The 18712-nt window shown below is 74.1% G+C and carries 14 protein-coding genes and 3 tRNA genes; 6 read left to right on the forward strand and 11 right to left on the reverse strand.

The genetic code is table 11. The features are described 5' to 3' along the window. Positions 1 to 13: 13 nt before the first annotated feature. Complete coding sequence (locus ACA361_RS22490; RefSeq protein WP_375014657.1) at positions 14 to 4897, reverse strand: DUF4082 domain-containing protein; 4884 nt, start codon at positions 4895 to 4897, stop codon at positions 14 to 16. A 185-nt stretch (positions 4898 to 5082) separates the two neighbouring features. After that, positions 5083 to 5703, reverse strand: a complete 621-nt coding sequence (locus ACA361_RS22495) for a DapH/DapD/GlmU-related protein (RefSeq protein WP_375014659.1) — start codon at positions 5701 to 5703, stop codon at positions 5083 to 5085. Between the two features lie 49 nt (positions 5704 to 5752). Here ACA361_RS22495 and ACA361_RS22500 point away from each other — a divergent pair, with 49 nt between their 5' ends. Then, positions 5753 to 6583: a glycosyltransferase gene (locus tag ACA361_RS22500; RefSeq protein ID WP_375014661.1), complete on the forward strand. Its 831-nt coding sequence runs from the start codon at positions 5753 to 5755 to the stop codon at positions 6581 to 6583. Between the two features lie 7 nt (positions 6584 to 6590). Here the strand turns inward: ACA361_RS22500 and ACA361_RS22505 are convergent, their stop codons facing one another. The 7 genes from ACA361_RS22505 to ACA361_RS22535 all read right to left on the reverse strand — a co-directional run bounded on the left by ACA361_RS22505 (position 6591) and on the right by ACA361_RS22535 (position 11810). Beyond that, positions 6591 to 7604 (reverse strand): glycosyltransferase family 2 protein, encoded by a 1014-nt coding sequence (locus ACA361_RS22505; protein ID WP_375014663.1) that lies wholly within the window; start codon positions 7602 to 7604, stop codon positions 6591 to 6593. 95 nt (positions 7605 to 7699) lie between these two features. Then, a tRNA-Tyr gene (locus ACA361_RS22510) sits at positions 7700 to 7782 on the reverse strand. Between the two features lie 53 nt (positions 7783 to 7835). Then, positions 7836 to 7910 (reverse strand) — tRNA-Leu (locus ACA361_RS22515). A gap of 1 nt (position 7911) precedes the next feature. Continuing rightward, positions 7912 to 7988: transfer RNA gene (locus tag ACA361_RS22520), tRNA-Leu, on the reverse strand. 250 nt (positions 7989 to 8238) lie between these two features. Beyond that, positions 8239 to 9810, reverse strand: a complete 1572-nt coding sequence (locus ACA361_RS22525) for a protein kinase (RefSeq protein WP_375014665.1) — start codon at positions 9808 to 9810, stop codon at positions 8239 to 8241. A 123-nt stretch (positions 9811 to 9933) separates the two neighbouring features. Continuing rightward, positions 9934 to 10950, reverse strand: a complete 1017-nt coding sequence (locus tag ACA361_RS22530; protein WP_375014667.1) for a PDR/VanB family oxidoreductase — start codon at positions 10948 to 10950, stop codon at positions 9934 to 9936. Further along, positions 10947 to 11810: a metal-dependent hydrolase gene (locus ACA361_RS22535; protein WP_375014669.1), complete on the reverse strand. Its 864-nt coding sequence runs from the start codon at positions 11808 to 11810 to the stop codon at positions 10947 to 10949. The genes ACA361_RS22530 and ACA361_RS22535 overlap by 4 nt, the downstream gene beginning before the upstream one ends. A 178-nt stretch (positions 11811 to 11988) precedes the next feature. Between ACA361_RS22535 and ACA361_RS22540 the strand changes: the two genes are divergently transcribed. Genes ACA361_RS22540 through ACA361_RS22555 form a run of 4 tightly spaced genes read left to right on the forward strand, consistent with a single transcriptional unit; the run spans position 11989 to position 15447 of the window. After that, positions 11989 to 13449, forward strand: coding sequence for an aldehyde dehydrogenase (locus tag ACA361_RS22540; protein ID WP_375014671.1), 1461 nt, complete (start codon positions 11989 to 11991; stop codon positions 13447 to 13449). After that, positions 13446 to 14186 (forward strand): SDR family oxidoreductase, encoded by a 741-nt coding sequence (locus ACA361_RS22545; protein ID WP_375014673.1) that lies wholly within the window; start codon positions 13446 to 13448, stop codon positions 14184 to 14186. Before ACA361_RS22540 ends, ACA361_RS22545 begins: the two co-directional genes overlap by 4 nt. Continuing rightward, the gene (locus tag ACA361_RS22550; RefSeq protein WP_375014674.1) at positions 14183 to 15034 is read left to right on the forward strand and encodes an NAD(P)-dependent oxidoreductase; all 852 of its coding nucleotides are present in this window, start codon (positions 14183 to 14185) and stop codon (positions 15032 to 15034) included. Before ACA361_RS22545 ends, ACA361_RS22550 begins: the two co-directional genes overlap by 4 nt. Positions 15035 to 15036: 2 nt before the next feature. Next, on the forward strand, positions 15037 to 15447 hold the full coding sequence (locus tag ACA361_RS22555) for a carboxymuconolactone decarboxylase family protein (protein ID WP_375014676.1): 411 nt from the start codon (positions 15037 to 15039) through the stop codon (positions 15445 to 15447). Here the strand turns inward: ACA361_RS22555 and ACA361_RS22560 are convergent. Beyond that, positions 15444 to 15923: a GNAT family N-acetyltransferase gene (locus tag ACA361_RS22560; RefSeq protein WP_375014677.1), complete on the reverse strand. Its 480-nt coding sequence runs from the start codon at positions 15921 to 15923 to the stop codon at positions 15444 to 15446. The genes ACA361_RS22555 and ACA361_RS22560 overlap by 4 nt on opposite strands. Before the next feature lie 74 nt (positions 15924 to 15997). Continuing rightward, entirely contained in the window at positions 15998 to 16681 is a 684-nt protein-coding gene (locus tag ACA361_RS22565; protein ID WP_375014679.1) for an acetamidase/formamidase family protein, read from the reverse strand. Between the two features lie 149 nt (positions 16682 to 16830). Between ACA361_RS22565 and ACA361_RS22570 the strand changes: the two genes are divergently transcribed. After that, complete coding sequence (locus ACA361_RS22570; RefSeq protein WP_375014681.1) at positions 16831 to 18690, forward strand: beta-propeller domain-containing protein; 1860 nt, start codon at positions 16831 to 16833, stop codon at positions 18688 to 18690. The last annotated feature ends 22 nt before the right edge of the window (positions 18691 to 18712 follow it).

Raw genomic sequence — 18712 nt, forward strand, 5'->3', positions numbered from 1 at the left:
GGCGGGTTGCTCCTCACGGTTCCGTGGTGGTGAAGACGACGTCGACCCAGTAGTTGGACGTGGACGCGCTGGAGGGGAAGCCGCCGGCGCCGTACCGGTAGACGCCGTTGGCGCCGTCCGCTCCGGACCGGAGGGCGTGCAGCGGCGGCGCGTCCACGCCCTGGTTCTGGAGGCCGTCCACGTCCGCCGAGTAGTGGCCGTTCGGGGCGAGGTAGGAGACGACGTACGTCGTGCCCGCCGCCACCTGGACGGGCGTGGCGAACCTGACCTCCTGCCAGCCGGCCGCCGACTCGTCCGCGAACGTGGCGGTCGCCAGCCGGTTCCCGTCCTTGTCCCACAGGCTGCCGGTGTGGGTGCCGGTGTTGCCCGGCCCCTTGTAGAAGCGCACCCCGGTGATCCAGCCGGCGGTGTCGGTGCGGAACTTCAGGCCGAGCTCGACCGATCCGCCGTCGTCCACGCTCGCTATCCGCGGCGACGCCTCGTCCTGCCAGATCGAGCACGGGCACTGCCCTGGAGTCCCGGGCCGCTTCGCCGTCGTGAACGACCACGTCTCCGGGGACGCCATCTCGTTGCCCGCGACGTCCCGCGCCCCCTGGACGGTGGCGGTGTACTCCGCCGTCCAGGCCAGCGGGGCGGCGGGCGTGAACGTGGCCGTCCGGCTCGCCGGGTCGTACGCGACCGTGCCGTCGACGGGCGCGCCGCCCGGCCCGGTCACCGTGAACCGGACGGTGCCGCCCTGTATCGGCTCGTCGAACGTCACCCTCGGCCGGGCCGCGCGCGGCACGCTGGTCGCCCCGTCCGCCGGGTCGACGGACCGCACGGCCGGCCGGGTGGAGTCGCCCGGGTCGGCGTCGGTGAAGACCGCGTCCACCCAGTAGTTGGCGCCGCCCCACGTGCTCGCGGGGAAGCGCGACGTCGCGCTGTACGCGTAGACGCCGTTGCCGCCGGGGACGCCCGCCGTGGCCGGGGCCCGCATCGGCGCGTTGTCGTAGGGCCCCGCGAAGAAGCCCGCGTCGGCCGCGTACCGCCCGTTGGGCGCGTGGTACGAGGCGACGTAGGTCTTCCCCGCCTCGACGGGCACCGGCGCCGAGAACGTCAGCGTCTGCCAGCCCGTCGCGGTCTCGTTCGTGAACGTCCCCTGCGCCATCCGGCCGCCCGCGTCGGTCCACAGGGATCCGGTGTGGGTCCCCGTGTTGCCCGGCCCCTTGTAGAACCGGACGCCCGAGATCCACCCGGCCCGGGCGGGGACGAACCTGACGCCGACCTCGATCGCGCGGCCGTCGTTCTCCGCCTCCGTCCCGGGCACCGCGTCGCTCGGGAAGATCGTGCACGGGCACGCGCCGGACGTGGTGAACGACCACTGCGCGGTGCCGGTCATCGTGTTGCCCGCCGCGTCCCGCGCGCCGGACACGCTCGCGGTGTACCGCGTCGCCGCCGCGAGCCCGGCGGACGGCGTGAACGTCACCGTCCGGCCCGTGGCGTCCAGCGCGGCCGTGCCCGCCACGGCCTGCCCGCTGGGCCCGGCCAGGGTGAGCACCGGCGTGCCCGCGCGCACCGGCTCGTCGAACGTCACCGACACCTTCGCCCCGGTCGGGACGCTGGTCGCCTCGTTCGACGGGCCGCTCCTGGCGACCTTCGGTGGCGTCTCGTCGGGCGGCGGGGCGAACAGCACGTCCACCCAGTAGTTCGTCGCCCCGTACGACTGGTTCGGGAAGCCGCGCGGCCCGTACCTGTAGACGCCGTTCCCGCCACCGTCGCCGTTCGCGGCGGCCCGGAGCGGCGGGTTGTCGACCGCGCTCCCGAGCCCGTTGTACGTGGCCGAGTACCAGCCTCCGGGCGCGTGGTAGGAGGCCACGTACCGCTGCCCCGCCCGCACCTGGACCGGAACGGCGAACTCGACCTCCTGCCAGCCCATCGTGGACTCGCTCCCGAACGTCGCCATCGCCAGCTCGTTCCCGTCGCCGTCCCAGAGCGTGCCGACGTGGGTTCCGCCGTTGTCGCGCCCCTTGTAGAAGCGGATCCCGCTGATGGTGCCGTCCCGGTCGGCGGTGAACCGCACGCCGAGCTCGATCTCCCTGCCGCCGTCGTGCACGCCCTCCACGGCCGGGGCCGCGTCGTCGGGCCAGATGCTGCACGGGCACTGCCCCGGCACGGTCCGCCGCGCCGTCGTGAACGTGTAGCCGAAGTCCTGCATCGTGTTCCCGGCCTCGTCCGACGCCCCGCTCACCGAGGCCGCCAGCCGGGTGCCGTACGGCAGGGGCGACGACGGCGTGAACGTCAGGACCGTCCGGGACTCGTCCAGGCTCGCGCTCCCCGGGATCGTCTCCGCCCCGTTCTTCAGCGTGAACGCGGGCGTCCCCGGCCGCACCGGCTCGCTGAACGTGACGGTCGGCCTGGCCGAGGTCCTGACGCTGGACGAGCCGTTGAGCGGGGTGCCGTCCACCACCGCGGGCCGCATCGTGTCCGGCGGCTTGACCGTGACGAACGTGACGTCCACGTAGTAGTTGCCGCCCCGGAACGTCGACGTCGGGAAGCCCGTGTAGCCGGAGCGGTAGACGCCGTTGCCGCCGGGGACGTCCGACCTGAGCCCGGTCAGCGGCGGCGCCCGGTGCTCGGCGAGGGCGAAGAAGGCGGGATCGGCCGCGTACCGGCCGTTGGGCGCGAAGTACGACGCGACGTAGGTCGTGCCCGCGTCCACGCGGACGGCCGTCGGGAACGACGCCGTCTGCCAGCCGGAGGCCGTCTCGTCGGTGAACGTCGCGGCCGCGAGCTTGTTCCCGTCCTCGTCCCACAGGCTGCCGACGTGCGTGCCGGTGTTGCCCGGCCCCTTGTAGAAGCGGATCTGCGTGATCCAGCCGTCCGACGCCGCCCTGAACTTCACGCCCAGCTCGGTGGGCGTGGTGTCGCTGTCGGCCGGGCGCGCCGGGGAGGCCGAGTCGCCGAACAGCCGGCACGGGCAGCCGACGTCGAACGTCACGCCGGCGCCCGGCGTCTCGATGTTGCCGCTGTCGTCGACCGCCCGCGACTTGACCGTCACGGGCCCGTTGCCGGTGGCGTCCCAGGTGTACGACCAGTTCGCCCGGCCCTTGGCCATCCGCCAGGTGTGCCCGCCGTCCACCGACACCTCGACGCCGCCGACCTGGCCGCCGCCCGCGTCCGCGGCCGTCCCGGTGATCGTGAGGGTGCGGCCGTTCACCACGTCGGTCCCCGCGACGGGCGCGGTCACCGCCGACACCGGCGGCGCCGTGTCCGTCGACCTGGCGGCCCTGGTCAGGCCGTTCTGCAGCGTGAACGGCTGCGCGTCCATGTCGGCGAACAGGTTGACGGTCGCCTGCCGCATGTTGGGGTCGGGCGAGGTGGGCGCGTCGGACGGGCCGTCGTGGACGGCGTCCAGCCCCCACGACCACTGCACCGTGCCGCCGCCGAAGACCAGGGCGCCGCTGGGCGCGCGGTACATCGTCAGCGAGTGCGTGGCCCTTCCCGGGGCCACCTCGAAGCCGTGGTCGATGAGCTTCTCGGGGACGTCCGCGGTGGTCGTCGACATGCGGAACAGGCCGGCGGGCCGCGACCCGTTGTCGAGGTCCTCGTCCCACTCGTAGCCGACCGTCTGGTCGACCAGCGTCATCGTCCCCCCGGCGGCCTGGCGGGCCACCTGGGTATCTCGCCAGAACCGCATCCTCCCGTCGGCGGCCGGCACCTTCAGGGCGACGCCGCAGCAGTTCACCGTGAAGATCGTCCCGGTGAGGGCGTTCTCGGGGCTGGCCCCGTTGGGCGGCTGCGTGTAGCGGGGATCGCGCCAGGTCCCGGTCCACTCCGGATCCGGGTCGATCTTGGCGTTGGCGCGGGTCTCCTTGTAGACCACGAGCGTCCGGTCGGCCTCGGCCGCCCCGCCCATGCCGTTCTCCCAGCGGGTCTTCCAGTAGACCTCGTTGCCGCTGAAGAACGCCAGGTGCGTCCCGGCGTCGCGGGCCGCCTCCACGTTGGCGCGCTGGGGCCCCGACCAGTACTCGTCGTGCCCGACCGACAGGAACACCTTGTGGTTCTTGATCAGCTGCCCGCGCCGGTCCGCGTCCAGGCCGCCGATGTACGAGACGTCGTAGCCGTTGGCCTCCAGGAAGCGCACCATCGGGTACTCGTTCGCGAAGACGAAGTCGCGGCCCCACGGGGTGTCCTCGCGGGTGCCGAACGGCCGGTTGTAGCTCACCTTCACCGCGCGCCCCGGCGCGGCCGTGCTGTCGCCGGCGTACAGGCTGTTGCCGCCCCACTTGTTGTACGCCTGCCACGTCGTGTCGGACGTCTGGAACACCATGTCGGAGCGGCTCGCGTCGTCGCGCACCACGAACACGACGTGGTTGTCGTCGTCCTCGCCGTCGGTGCGGGCGATGTGGGCGAAGTACACGCCCGACACCGCGTCCTGCGGGACCGCCCAGCTCGCCGACACGCCCCAGTTGCCGCAGTCGACCAGCCCGGACGCGTCGTCGGTCAGGCACGCCGGCTGCCGCTGCGGCAGCGTCACGGCGGGTGAGACGGCGGCGACCTTACGCGCACCATTACCGCCGTAATAACCCATACGGTAAATGGAGAGCGAGTATCCGGTGGCCGGCGTGTTGATTTTGAACCGCACCGTCTCGCCGACGTTCACGCTGAACCGGGTCGTGAAACCCTCGATCGTCTGTCCGGCACCGGACGCCTTTTCCCATTCCGAAGGCGGCGCGCCGGGCTTGGAATTCTCGCAGGCCACCGGATTGCCGCCGGGGTCGCAGGGCCCCGCCGCGGCCCGCACGGAAGGCGTCGACAGGGCCGCCAGGGCACCCGCCACCAGGGCGAACCCCAGAAGCAGCGCCAGTCTCGCCCGGATGCGTACCCGAATACGGACACGATTACGGCGCGCTTTCATGACGACCGCGACCTCACAGCGTGCCCCCTTGTGATCCCACCGTGAGCAGGACCACCGGCTACCCGGGAAGGACCGGCCCCGCCCCGAATACCGAGCTCGATAAAAGCACCCCGTACCGAAAGCATTTCGACTATAAGTGCCTGCCGGGCATTCGTCGGCGGTCTGGCCGGTCCCGGCCTACCCCGTCATCTGGCCACCGGGGCCAGGCGTCCGCCGCGCTCGGCGTACTCCTCGCCCGTCCGCGGGCACCTCCAGACGGCCTCGCCCCGCCCGCCGCCGGGCCCGTCCCCCGTGTCCTCCAGCGGCACCCCGGCCCGGCCCACCCACCGGATCCGCCGCGCCGGAGCGCCGGCGACCAGCGCGAAGTCCGGGACGTCCCGCGCCACCACCGCGCCCGCCGCCACCAGCGCGAAGCGCCCGATCGTCACCCCGGCCACCACGACCGCGCGGGCCCCGACCGACGCGCCCTCGCGCACCGTCACGCCCAGCGCGTCCCAGTCGTCCGGCCGCTTCACCCTGCCGTCCACGTCCAGCGACCGCGGGTACAGGTCGTTGGTCAGCACCGCCGCCGGGCCGATGAAGACGCCGTCCTCCAGCACGGCCGGCTCGTACACCAGCGCGTGGTTCTGCAGCTTGACGCCGTACCCGAGGCGCACCCCGGGCCCCACGTACGCGCCGCGCCCGACGATGCAGTCGCGGCCCAGCACGGCGCCCTCGCGCACCTGCGCGAGATGCCACACCGCCGTCCCGTCGCCGATCTCCGCGCGCTCGTCGACGTCGGCGCTCGGCTGAATCCGGACACCCATCGGGGCACCTCCGTGGTCCATACTCACCTGTCGTGGTGAGAGCACTGTGGTGAGCATCGTGATCCCCGCGCAGGACGAGGAGCGGGTCCTCGGGCGGCTGCTGCGCGGGCTGCTGGAATCGGCGCGGCCCGGCGAGCTCGACATCGTCGTCGTGCCGAACGGCTGCACGGACGCCACCGCGGACGTCGCCGCGTCATTCGGCGCCGCGGTCCGGGTCGTGGCGGCGCCGGAGGCGTCCAAGGCCGCCGCGCTCCGGCTCGGGGACGGTGCCGCGCGCGGCTTCCCGCGCCTGTACGTGGACGCCGACGTCGAGCTGCGCACCCGCGACGTCCGGGCCCTGGCCGCCGCGCTGGAGCGTCCCGGCACGCTGGCCGCCGCCCCGGCCCGCCGGCTGGCCATGTCCGGCCGCCCGTGGCCCGTCCGGGCCTACTACGCGGTGTGGACGCGGCTGCCCGAGATCCGCCGCGGCCTGTTCGGGCGCGGCGTCATCGCCGTCGGCGCCGAGGGGCACGCCCGGCTGGCGGCGCTGCCCCGGGTCACCGCCGACGACCTGGCCGCGTCGCTGGCGTTCGCGCCCGCCGAGCGCGCCGTCGTCGGGGCCGCCGCGGTGGTCGTGCATCCGCCCCGGACGTTCGGGGACCTGCTGCGCCGCCGCGAGCGCGCCGCCGCGGGCACCGGCCAGCTTGAGGCGGCCGGCCTCGACCAGCCAGGCGGGTCGGCCCGCACCGGGCCGGCCGACCTCGCCGCCATCGCGCGCCGCGAGCCGTGGCTGCTGCCGCACCTCGCGGTCTTCCTCGGCGTCGCGGTCGTCGCCCGGCGCCGCGCCGCGCGCGCCGGATCGGCCGCCGGCTGGCAGCGGGACGAGAGCAGCCGCGCCTGAACCCGCCCTATCCGGCATGGGTCTCCCCCGCCTCCCTCTCGTCCCCCGCCTTCGGCCAGCCCTTCGTCCACTCCCGGCGGCGGCTCCACAGGACGCGCCAGTCCTCGCTCCTGGCGGTCGGCCTGCCCTGCCGTTCGGGACGGGCGCTCAGCAGGCGGCTCAGCACGGCCCGGGCGAACACGCCGATCGCGAGCAGCCGCACCGCGCCCGCGCCCGCGTGCCGCCGCATCACCGTGGCCTTGCCCGTGAACAGCAGCACGAGCTTCCCCGTGCTCGTGGACGACCCGCCGCCCTCGTGCCGGAACACGGCCCGGCCGGTGACCATCGGCCGGTAGCCGAGCTCCGCCGCGCGCAGGCACAGGTCGGCGTCCTCGCCGTACATGAAGAACGACCGGTCGAAGCCGCCGGTCTCGTCCCACGCCCGCCTGGACACCAGCATGAACCCGCCCGTCACCACGGGCACCCGCCGCGTCTCCGCCGACCACGGGCGGGGCGACTCGGGGTCCAGGAACCGGTTGCCGGGGAACGCCGAGCCGAGCAGCGTCGCGAAGCAGAACGCCGACCACCGCGTCGGCCGGCCCCACCAGCCGCGCGGGTCCGTCGTGCCGTCCGCGGTCACGCAGCGCCCGCCGACGATCCCGGCGCGGGGGTCGGCGCGCGCGGCGGCGGCCAGCGCGGCGATGCTGCCGGGCGCGGGGACGGCGTCGGGGTTGACGAACACCAGCCACTCGCCGCGCGCCCGGGCCGCGCCCTCGTGGCAGCCGTACGCGAAGCCGCCGTTCCGGCCGCTCTCGACGACCAGCGCGTCGGGCGCGACCTTGCGCGCCGCGTCGGCGGTGCCGTCGCCGGAGTCGTTGTCCACGATGATCAGTTCGGCGGGCTCGCCGGCCACCGCCCGCCGCAGCGCGGCCGCGCACTCCTCCAGGTGGGCGGTGCTGCGGTACGTCACGACGATGACGGACACCCCGTCCGGCGGAAGCCCCGTACCGGCGAACCGGTGCCCGCCGTCCTCGACATCCAACAGAGACCCCCCGCGACCTCGTCCGGCGGTCCAAGAATCGCGCACCGGGCGGCGGGCATCCGGTCCCTGACCGATCGTGGTCAGTCCGGGAAAGGTGGGGCGGGTGGGATTCGAACCCACTCAGCGCGAGGCACCTGGTTTACAGCCAGGCCCGACTCTCCGGCTTCGGCGCCGCCCCTTGCATTCATTTGCCGCGCATTTCCATAAAGCTATTCCGGGAATGCGCGTCAGTACCCCCGGCGGGATTCGAACCCGCACCATTCCTGCTCCTCGGGCAGGCGCCTCTGCCAATTGGGCGACGGGGGCATGGTGCGGCTCCCGGGATTCGAACCCGGAACATCCACTTCCTGAGAGTGGTCTCTCTGCCTGTTGGAGTAGAGCCGCGCATGCCAGCGATCGAGGTAGGGCGTCACTGCGATCCGCGCGCGGCCGGGTGGAGCTCAGGAGGTGGGATACCGGCCGGGGAGGGCGAGCGACGCCTCGGGCAGTCGATATAGAAGTCGCTTCACGGCCGGCCTCCTCTCGGAAGAATCTGTCTCACTGAGACTCCGTCGCCCCGGTTCTCCGGGCTGACGTGATCTACAGTGCCAGCCCGGGCCCGCGAGCGCAATCCCTTTTCCCGGATCAATCGGAATCAATTGCTGCTGCCGTCGTCGGTCAGCACGCCGATGAGGATCAGCAGCCAGAACGCGACCATGACATAGCCCAGCGCGATTCCGGTCGCGGCGAGGCCCATGCCTTTCTCGCCGTTGCGCTTCATCTGGCCCCACGAGATGTGGCCGGCGATGATCGCCGGGATCGAGGGCAGGCCGCACGTGACGAGCCCGACGATGCCGAACGTGAGGGCGTAGACGGCGGAGCTGTTGGTGCGGACCGGCTTGTACGGGTCCGCGGCCTGCCGCTGGTCGTAGGCGGCCGCGGGGCGGGCGTGCGCGGGCTGGTAGGCGGGCCCGTGGGACCGCTGCGGTTGCTGGGGACGCTGCGGGTGCTGGGAAAGCTGGGAGTGCTGGGCGAAGGACGGCGGGTTGTACGCCTGCTGCGCGTAGCCCTGCGGGGCGGGGGTCTGCCCGCCGAACGGCTGCCGCCCGTACGGCGGCTGCTGCGCGTGGCCGTGGCCGCCGTACGTCTGGGCCCCGGCCGCCCGCCGGTACCAGTACTCGGCCTCGGCCGTCTGGCCGCGCCAGTTGAGCAGGACGCCCAGGTTGTACATGGCCGCCATGTCGCCCGCCTCGGCGGCCAGCCGGTACTGCCGCTCGACCAGCGCCGCCGACTCGTCCGACCCCATCGCGGGCGGCGGCAGCGGCGGCCCCGCCTGGAACGACGCCGTGCCCGGCCCGGTGCCGGGGTGGGTGTCCCGCCGCCGCTGCGGCTCGGTGCTCGGGCCCGCGCCGTTCCCGTCGTGCTGCGAGCCGGCGCTGGAGACGAGGCGTTCCAGGAGCCGCTGGGCGGTCGGGCGGTCCGCGGCCTCCTTGGCCAGGGCGGCCTTGACGACGGTCAGCAGGGTGCCGTCCAGGCCGCTGAGGTTCGGCTCGCCGCTCATGATCTGGTGGATGACCGCGGGCAGCGTGTCGCCGCCGAAGCAGGGTGTGCCGCTGGCCGCGAACGCCAGCGTGGCGCCCCAGGAGAAGACGTCGGAGGCGGCGGTGACGTCCTTGCCGTTGAGCTGCTCGGGCGACATGAACGCCGGGGTGCCGACCAGCCCGCCGGTCATGGTCAGCCGGGTCGACTCGACGCCCCGCGCGATACCGAAGTCGATCACGCGCGGCCCGTACGGCGACAGCAGCACGTTCGCGGGCTTGAGGTCGCGGTGCACCACGCCGGCGTCGTGGATCGCGGTCAGCGCGGAGGCCATCCCGACCGCGAGCGCCTCCAGGTCGGCGCCGTGCAGCGGCGCGGCGTCCTTGAGGCTGGAGCCGGCGACGAACTCCGTGACCAGGTACGGCGGGTCGGCGTGCGGGTCGGCGTCCAGGACCGGCGCGGTGCAGAACGGGCGGACGCGCTGCGCCGCCGCGACCTCGGCCTCGAACCGCGCCCGGTACATCGGGTCGGCCGCGTGCTCGCTCCGGATCACCTTGATCGCGACCTTGCGGCCGGACTCGTCGGCGCCCAGGTACACCGTGCCCATGCCGCCCTCGCCCAGGCGGTCCCGGACCTCGTACGGGCCGATGCGCGCCGGCAGGCGTTCCTGGTACGACGGGCCCGGCACGATGCGTTCTCCTCCTGGTCGGCGCGCAGCAAGCATCACAAGGTTCGCATACCGGAGGGACAGCGGTGTCCCGGACGCCGCGCCTTCCGCGGATCGATGCCGTGTCGCCACGGACCGGTCCGCCTACAGATCGAGGACCAGGCGCCCGCCGCGGGACCGCGACACGCAGATCAGCGTGGAGCCCTCTTCGCCGGGGGCGTCCGTCGCGCCCTCCAGCAGCCCGGTGCGGCACGTACCGCAGAAGCCCTGGCGGCAGGAGTACGGGACGTCCGGCAGCGCCTCCCTGATCACGTCGAGCGCGGACCGGTCGCCGGGCACCGCCAGCGTCAGCCCGGTGCGCCGCAGCTCCACCTCGAACGGCTCGCCGGAGACGGCGGACGGCGCGAACCGCTCGTAGTGCAGGGTCGCGCTCGCGTGGTCGAACGCCGCCCGGACGCCGTCGATCATCGGCGCGGGCCCGCAGCAGTAGACGGCCGCGCCCGGCGCGTCCTTCAGCAGCTCCTCCGGGCCGGGGACGCCGTGCTCGTCGTCGGTGCGGACGGTGACGCGGCCGGCGGGCAGCTCGTCCAGGAAGGGCAGCGACGCGCGCGTCCGCCCGGCGTAGACGAGCCGCCAGTCGGCGCCCAGCGCCCGTGCCGCCTTCACCATCGGCAGGATCGGCGTGATCCCGATGCCGCCGGCGATGAACAGGTAGCGGTCTCTCGCGAGGAACGGGAAGGCGTTCCGCGGCCCCTCCGCGACGAGCGCCGCACCCTCCTCCAGCCCGTGCATCTCGACGGATCCGCCGCCGCCGGCCGCGATCCGCCGCACGGCGATCCGGTACGCGCGGCGGTCGGCGGGGTCGCCGCACAGCGAGTACTGGCGGCGCAGCCCGGACGGCAGCCGCAGGTCGAGGTGGGAGCCGGGCTGCCAGCGCGGCAGCGGCCGGCCGTCCGGCGCGGCGAGCCGGAGGCTCACCACGTCCGCCGCCTCCGCCCTGATCTCCCGCACGGCCAGCGGGAACGTCCGGTCGACGGGCCGCACGTACGGGATCACGGGGGCGCGCACCGACCGCACCCGCTGGATGCCGTTGAAGACGGCGTTCACCGTCACCCAGAACGGGTCGCGGGCGCGCCGCCCGCGCAGGTCGGGCGGGATCATCCGCGCGCCGCCGGGGAGGAGGCCAGGTACGCCAGCGCCTGGCTGGTGGATCCCTCGTCGAGAGGGCTGTAGGAGCGCTTGAGGTACCGCACGACCGACGCCGCGACCATCCTCCGGTCGGGTGTGAGGCCCGCCGGGCCGGTGCGGCGCAGGTGCCGGAGGCCGCCCTTGGGCCGGCCCTTCACCAGCGGGTCGCGGGCCATCATGAACCGGTGCCCGCGCTGCCAGAGGCTCGCGAACATCACGCAGACCTGCGCCATGGCGCGGACCCGCGCCAGGTACGAGCCGTCCAGGTGCATGAACATGTCGTGGGCGACGTGCCGGTGCTCGACCTCCTCGGCGCCGTGCCAGCGCAGCAGGTCGAGCATCATCGGGTGGGCGCCGGCGCGGTCGAGCGCCGCGGCGTTGAGGATCCAGTCGCCGAGCACGCCGGTGAAGTGCTCGATGGCCGCGATGATGGCGATCCGCTCGTTCAGCCACACCCGGGCGCGGTCGCCGTCGAGGTCGCGGTCGCCGAGCAGGCCCTCGAAGAGGAACTCCACCTGCCGGACGAACGGCCGCACGTCCAGCCCCTGCTCCACCAGGTGGTCGAGGACGGCGTCGTGGGAGGCGGCGTGCACGGCCTCCTGGCCGATGAAGCCGAGCACGTCCTGCTTGAGGCGCTCGTCCCGGACGTAGGGCAGCGCCTGGGTGAACACCCGGACGAACCACTCCTCGCCGGCGGGCAGCAGCAGGTGCAGGACGTTGATCAGGTGGGTGGCCGCGGGATCGCGGGGGATCCAGTGCAGCGGCACGTCCGACCAGTCGAAGCGGACGTCACGGGCGCGCAGAACGATGTTCTCCGGCTCGGCGAGGGACACGAGACCTCCCCGGGGGTTATTGACACTTCGTCCAACACGGTAGCACCGACCCGCGGACCCGCCCCCGTGACGCTACTCACTCCGCCGGAACGTCCGGGGCGATTCGCACCGAGCGGTCCCTTGCGTTCCGGGCGGGACTGAACTGTAGTCTGGACAAGTGTCCAGAACTACCGATCGCTTGCTTCCCCACCCCTCCCCCCTACTCCTGGACGGGCGGCTGACCGACGGGTCCGGCGGCACGTTCGACACCCTCAACCCCGCGACCGGCGAGGTCCTCGGCGCCGCCGCCGACGCGACCGCCGCCGACATGGACGAGGCCATCGCCGCGGCCCGGCGGGCGTTCGACGAGACGGGATGGCCGCGGGACGTCGCGCTCCGGGTCCGCTGCCTGCGGCAGCTCCGCGACGCCCTCCGGCGGCACTCCGACGAGCTGCGCGAGATGACGATCGCCGAGGTCGGGGCGCCCCGCTTCCTGACGGCCGGGGCGCAGCTCGACGGCCCCGTCGCCGACCTGGGCTGGTTCGCCGACCTCGCCGAGTCGTACGAGTGGACGCGGGACCTCGGCCGCGCCGAGCCGATGGGCATGCCCAGCGCCCGCCGCGTCGTCCGCGAGCCGGTCGGCGTCGTCGGCGCCATCACGCCGTGGAACTTCCCGCACCAGATCAACCTGGCCAAGCTGGGGCCCGCGCTCGCCGCCGGCAACACCGTGGTGCTCAAGCCCGCGCCCGACACCCCCTGGTGCGCGGCCGTGCTCGGCGTCCTCATCGCGACCGAGACGGACATCCCGCCCGGCGTCGTCAACATCGTGACCTCGTCCGACCACGCGCTCGGCGCGCAGCTCGCCGAGGACCCGCGGGTGGACCTGGTGTCGTTCACCGGGTCCACCGCGACCGGCCGGGCCGTCATGACCTCCGCCGCCGCGACCCTGAAGAAGGTCTTCCTGGAGCTCGGCGGGAAGTCGGCGTTCGTGGTGCTGGACGACGCGGACCTGAGGGCGGCCTGCTCGTACGCCGCGTTCTCCAGCGTCGCGCACGCCGGGCAGGGCTGCGCCCTCACCACCCGCATCCTGGTGCCGCGGGACCGGTACGAGGAGGCCACGGAGATCATCTCCCGGACGCTGCGGTCCGTGGGCGCCGGCGACCCGAACGACGAGGCCACGATGTGCGGGCCCGTCATCTCGGCGCGGCAGCGCGACCGCATCGAGGGCTACCTGGAGCTCGCGCTCAAGGAGGGCGGCGCGTTCGCGTGCGGCGGCGGCCGGCCCGAGGGCCGCGACCGGGGCTTCTGGATCGAGCCGACGCTCATCACCGGCCTCACCAACGACGCCCGCACCGCGCGCGAGGAGATCTTCGGTCCCGTCCTGGTGCTGCTGCCGCACGACGGCGACGACGACGCGGTCCGCATCGCCAACGACTCGCCGTACGGCCTGTCGGGCGCGGTGTACGGCACCGACGTGGAGCGCGCCCGCGGCGTCGCGGCGCGGCTCCGCACCGGGACGGTCAGCGTGAACGGCGGCGTCTGGTACGGCGCCGACGTCCCGTTCGGCGGCTACAAGCAGTCGGGCATCGGCCGCGAGATGGGCGCGGCCGGCTTCGAGGAGTACCTGGAGATCAAGTCGATCGCGGAGGGTGTTCAGTGAACGAGGGGTTCGAGGGGAAGGTCGCGGTCGTGACCGGGGCCGCGCAGGGCATCGGCGCGGCCTACGCGCGGGCGCTGGCGGACGCGGGCGCGTCGGTGGTGGTGGCGGACGTCGACGAGACGGGCCGCGAGGTCGCCGAGGAGGTCAAGGGCCTGTTCGTGCGCACCGACGTGTCCGACCCCGAGTCGGTGGAGGCGATGGCGCGGGCCGCCGTGGACGCCTTCGGCGGCATCGACCACCTGGTCAACAACGCGGCCATCTTCGGCGGCATGAAGCTGGACTTCCTGTTCACCGTCGACTGGGACTACTACCGGAAGTTCATGGCGGTCAACATGGACGGCGCGCTGCTGTGCGCGCGGGCCTGCTACCCGCACATGCGGGCGCGCGGCGGCGGCTCGATCGTCAACCAGTCGTCCACGGCGGCGTGGCAGTACTCCGGCTTCTACGGCCTCGCCAAGGTCGCGGTCAACGGGATCACCCAGCAGCTCGCGCACGAGCTGGGCAGCATGAACATCCGCGTGAACGCGATCGCGCCCGGCCCGATCGACACCCCCGGCAACCGCAGGGCGGTACCCGACGGGATGTCGGAGAAGATCGTCCGGGACAAGATGGCGATCAAGCGGATGGGCACCCCCGAGGACCTCGTGGGCGCCTGCCTGTTCCTGCTGTCGGACGCGGCCGGCTGGATCACCGGGCAGATCGTGAACGTCGACGGCGGCGAGGTGTTCCGCGCATGACGGTCGGGTTCGTCGGGCTCGGCCAGATGGGCGCGCCGATGGCGCGGCATCTGGTCGAGCGCGGGCTGGTCGTGTACGACGTGTCGGCGGACGCGACCCGGCCGCTGGTCGAGGCGGGCGCGCGGGCTGCGGGCAGCGTCGCCGAGGTCGCCCGGAACGCCGACCTGATCTCGGTGATGGTGCGGGACGACGCGCAGGTCCGCGAGGTCGGCGCGGAGATCCTGGCGTCGGCGCGCGCGGGCAGCGTGCTGGCGATCCACTCCACGATCGGCGCCCGTACCGCGGAGGAGCTGGCCGGGCGCGCCGGACCGTACGGCATCGAGGTGGTGGACGCGCCGGTCAGCGGCGGGTTCATGGGCGCGAGCGCCGGGACGCTGGCGGTCATGGTCGGCGGCACGGACGCGGCGTTCGAGAAGTGCCGCGAGCCGTTCGGGACGTGGGCGGAACTGGTCCTGCACATGGGCCCGGTCGGCTCCGGCACCCGCACGAAGCTGGCCCGCAACCTGCTGCACTTCGTGGCGTTCACGGCGGCGGCCGAGGCGCAGCGGCTGGCGGAGGCGTCCGGGGTGTCGCTGCGCAAGCTGGGCCGGGTCGTCCGGCACACCGACGCGATCACCGGCGGGCCCGGCTCCATCATGCTGCGCGGCACCACCGCGCCGATGGAACCGGACGACGAGCTGTACGGGATCCTCGCCAACGTGCGCGGCCTCGGCGAGAAGGACCTGTCGCTGGCGATCGAGCTGGCCGAGGAGCTGGGGGTGGACGCGCCGTTCGCGCGGCTGGCCCTGGACCGGTTCGCCGCGGGCCTCGGCCTCCCCGCCGGGGACACCGACGAGAAGGGAAGCTGAGCGTGGACGAGCGGCGGCGGCGCGGCCTGGACATGATGGGCGAGGTGTACGGCTGGGAGGTCGGCGACGGGCACGGCGACTTCTTCGCCCTCACCGCCGACCACCTGTTCGGCGAGATCTGGACGCGGCCCGGCCTGAGCCTGCGGGACCGGCGGCTCCTGCTCATCGGGATGCTGGCCGGGCAGGGCCTCAACGACGTCCTGGACATCCAGATCCCGGCCGCGCTCGCCAACGGCGAGGTGTCCGCGGACGAGCTGCGCGAGATCGGGATCTTCCTGCTGCACTACGTGGGCTGGCCGCTGGGCTCCAAGCTCTGCGTGCAGATCGACACGCTGATCGCCAAGCACGAGAAGGCGCAGCGCAAGAAGGCGCAGAAGGAGAACGGGGAGGAAGGGAGCGAGGGCAAGGGTTAGGACGCGTGCCAGGTGAGGGCCACCTGGTGCTCCCGGAAGCCCATCGACCGGTACAGCGCGGCCGCCTCGGCGGGGGCGTGCAGGTCGACCCGGGTGACGCCGCGGTTCCCGAACCAGGCCAGCAGCTCCTGCATGATCATGCGGGCGTAGCCGCGGCCCCGGTAGGCCGGGTCGGTGACCATGCCGAGCACGTACCCGGCCAGCGCGCCGCCCTGGTACGGGCCCGGCAGCCGGTACTCGAGGACGCCGAGTCCGCAGGCCGCCAGCCCGCCCTCGTCGCCGTCCACGACGAAGACGCCGAGGGAGTCGCCGAGCCGTTCCTTGACGTCGCGGGCGAACTCCTCGCGCCAGTCCCCGCCGACGGCGGGCTCGGTCGTCGTCGTGGTCGCCGTGTTTTCCAGGGCGCGCCGGAAGAGCAGCTCGCGCAGGCGCGTGAGCTCGGGGATGTCGGCGGCGCCGGCCGGGCGAACGATCACAGTGCCACCCTAGGCGACCGTGCCCGTCCGGCGCTGCCCCTGGTGGCACGCGTTTCGGCGCGCGCCGTTCCGGCTCACGTCGGGCCCGTCATCAGCAGCGGGCCGGCGACGCCGAAGCGGGCGACGCCCTGCCGGGTGAGGTTGACCCGCAGGTCGATCCAGCCCGCCCGCCCCTCGGTGCGGCAGTCGGCCGCGCCGCTCTCCGGGAAGTGCAGGTCGCCCGCCGACAGCTTGGCGCCGCGGACGTGCACGGGCAGCAGGATGCGCGCGCCCGGGCCGAGCGGCGCGATGCCGCAGCCGCCGACGTCGCGGCCGCGCGCGCGGGTGACGATCGACTCCGCCGCGACCCGCGGGTACGCGGGATGGCCGGGCTCGATCCGGCCGAGCCGCGCCCCCGCCGCGGGCCGTCCGTGCGGGGGACGGAGGGAGCCGGCGGCGGGCGCGCAGCCGATGACGCCCGGGTGGCCGTACGGGGCGTACACGCCGTCCGAGCGCCCCATGCCGACCACGTCGACCACGATCACGTCTCCGGGCTCGGCGCCGACCACGGCCAGCGGCCCGCACAGCACCGGCTCCTCCCCCGGCCGGGCGCGCTCGCACTCCAGCCGCACCGAGCCGCCGGTGATGACCTCGGCGACGGGCGGGATGTCCGGATGCCAGCGGTCGTGGCCGGGGACCGCGCGGGTGGCCGGGACGTCGGGATGCCAGTGTTCCGTGTCGGCGAGCACGGGCGGGACGGCGGCGAGCGTGGGCGCCAAGGCGGGTCCTTCCGGGAACGATCGGCTGCTGACAAGGATGATCTTGCGTGGGGGCTGTTTCACACCGGTTTCCGAGCGCTGACGAACGGGTTAGGACCGGATCACCGGAATCGCGGGAACCTTTCGCGGCGCCCGGGCATCCAAGGCCCATGCGTGCCCGATGGGCGACGGCGGCGGCGCCGCTGGCCGTCCTCCTCACGGCCTGCTCCGGCGAGCCGGTGTCCGCACCGGATCCGGAGCCGCCGCCCATGCGCCTGGTCGCGTACGACGGCTGCGCCGACCTGCTGGCGGGCCTGCGCGCCGCCGCCGAACGCAGGGCCGGCCCGTACGGCCTCGGCGGGCACCGCCCGCTGCCCGGCGCCGTCCCGGACGCGGGGAACGGGCAGGAGCGCGCGCTCTCCGCTGACCGGGCGCCGGGCCCCGCCGCGGCGGAGAAGGCGCCCGAGCACTCGCGGACGAACGCGCACGAGGCGGGCGCCGACGAGCCCGACCTGGTGAAGACCGACGGGCGCCGCATCGTCGCGCTGGCCAAGGGGCGGCTGCACGTCATCGACGCGGCCTCCCGCGAGCTGGTGCACAGCCTCGACCTCGCCGGGCAGCCCGGCGAGAAGCGGCTCCTGCTCAGCGGCGACCGCGCGCTCGTCCTTTCGCAGGGCGGGCCGCTGCCGGAACCGGGCCTCACCGCGAGGAGCAAGCCCGTGCTCCCTTCGCGCCGGACCGAGCTGACGCTGGTCGACCTGGCCGCCGAACCGAAGGTCGTCGGCACGCTGACCACGTCCGCCGGCTACCTCGACGCCCGGCAGTCCGGCTCGATCGCCCGCGTCGTGGTCACCTCCCCGCCCCGCATCGACTTCCCCATGCCGCCCGAGGGACCGGACTCCGAGCGGCTCGCGGCCGAGCGCAACCGGAAGATCGTCCGGTCGGCGCCGCTCGACGCCTGGCTCCCGTCCTTCGAGGTCCGGAACGGGACCGCCCCGGCGAGGTCGTACCGGACGCCGTGCGAGCAGGTGAGCAGGCCCGCCTCGTACACCGGCACCACCATGCTGTCGGTGCTCACCCTCGACCTGGCCAAGGGGCTCGGCGACCCGGCCGCGGTCAGCGTCGCCGCGGACGGCCAGACCGTCTACGGCACGGGCCCCAGCCTGTACGTCACCGGCCACCGGCCCGGCGGGCCCGGCGGGCCGGTGTCGAGCACGGACGTGCACAGGTTCGCGACGGCGGGCCCGGGACGTCCCCGGTACGAGGCGTCCGGATCGGTGCCCGGCCTGCTCCTCAACCAGTACTCGCTGTCCGAGCACGGCGGGAACCTCCGCGTCGCCACCACGTCCTCGGACGGCACCGCGGAGGCGCGGTCCTCGCACAGCGGCGTGTACGTGCTGGCCCGGCGCGGCCCCCGGCTCGACCGGATCGGCGGCGTGGACGGGCTCGGCAAGGGCGAGCGCGTCTACTCGGTGCGCTTCATCGGCCCGACCGGGTACGTGGTGACGTTCCGGCAGGTCGATCCGCTGTACGTGGTCGACCTGCGCGATCCGCGGCGGCCGCGGGTGACCGGCGAACTCAAGATCAACGGCTATTCGGCGTACCTGCACCCCACCGCCGACGGCCGGCTCATCGGGGTCGGGCAGGACGCCGACGGCCAGGGCCGCACGAAGGGCACGCAGGTGTCGCTCTTCGACGTCGCCGGCGCCCCGAGGCGGGTCGGGTCGTTCCGGCTGCCGGGCTCCAGCGCGGCGGCCGAGTTCGACCCGCACGCCTTCCTCCACTGGCCGAAGACGGGCCTGACGGTCGTCCCCGTCACCCGCCGGGCGGGTACGGGCGACGCCCTCGTGCTCCGGGTGGACGGCACGGGCGTCCACCAGGTCGGCGCGATCGAGCATCCGGACGGCGGCCTCACCGGCGGGATCCGGCGCTCGCTGATCGTCGGCGACACCCTGTGGACGCTGTCGGACGGCGGCGCGCGGGCCGATGACGCCGCGACGCTGGCCGACCGCGGCGGGGTGGAGTTCTGACATGGTCGCCACCTGACCCGGC

It is taken from the genome of Actinomadura sp. 21ATH (assembly GCF_041951345.1).
Taxonomy (GTDB): domain Bacteria; phylum Actinomycetota; class Actinomycetes; order Streptosporangiales; family Streptosporangiaceae; genus Spirillospora.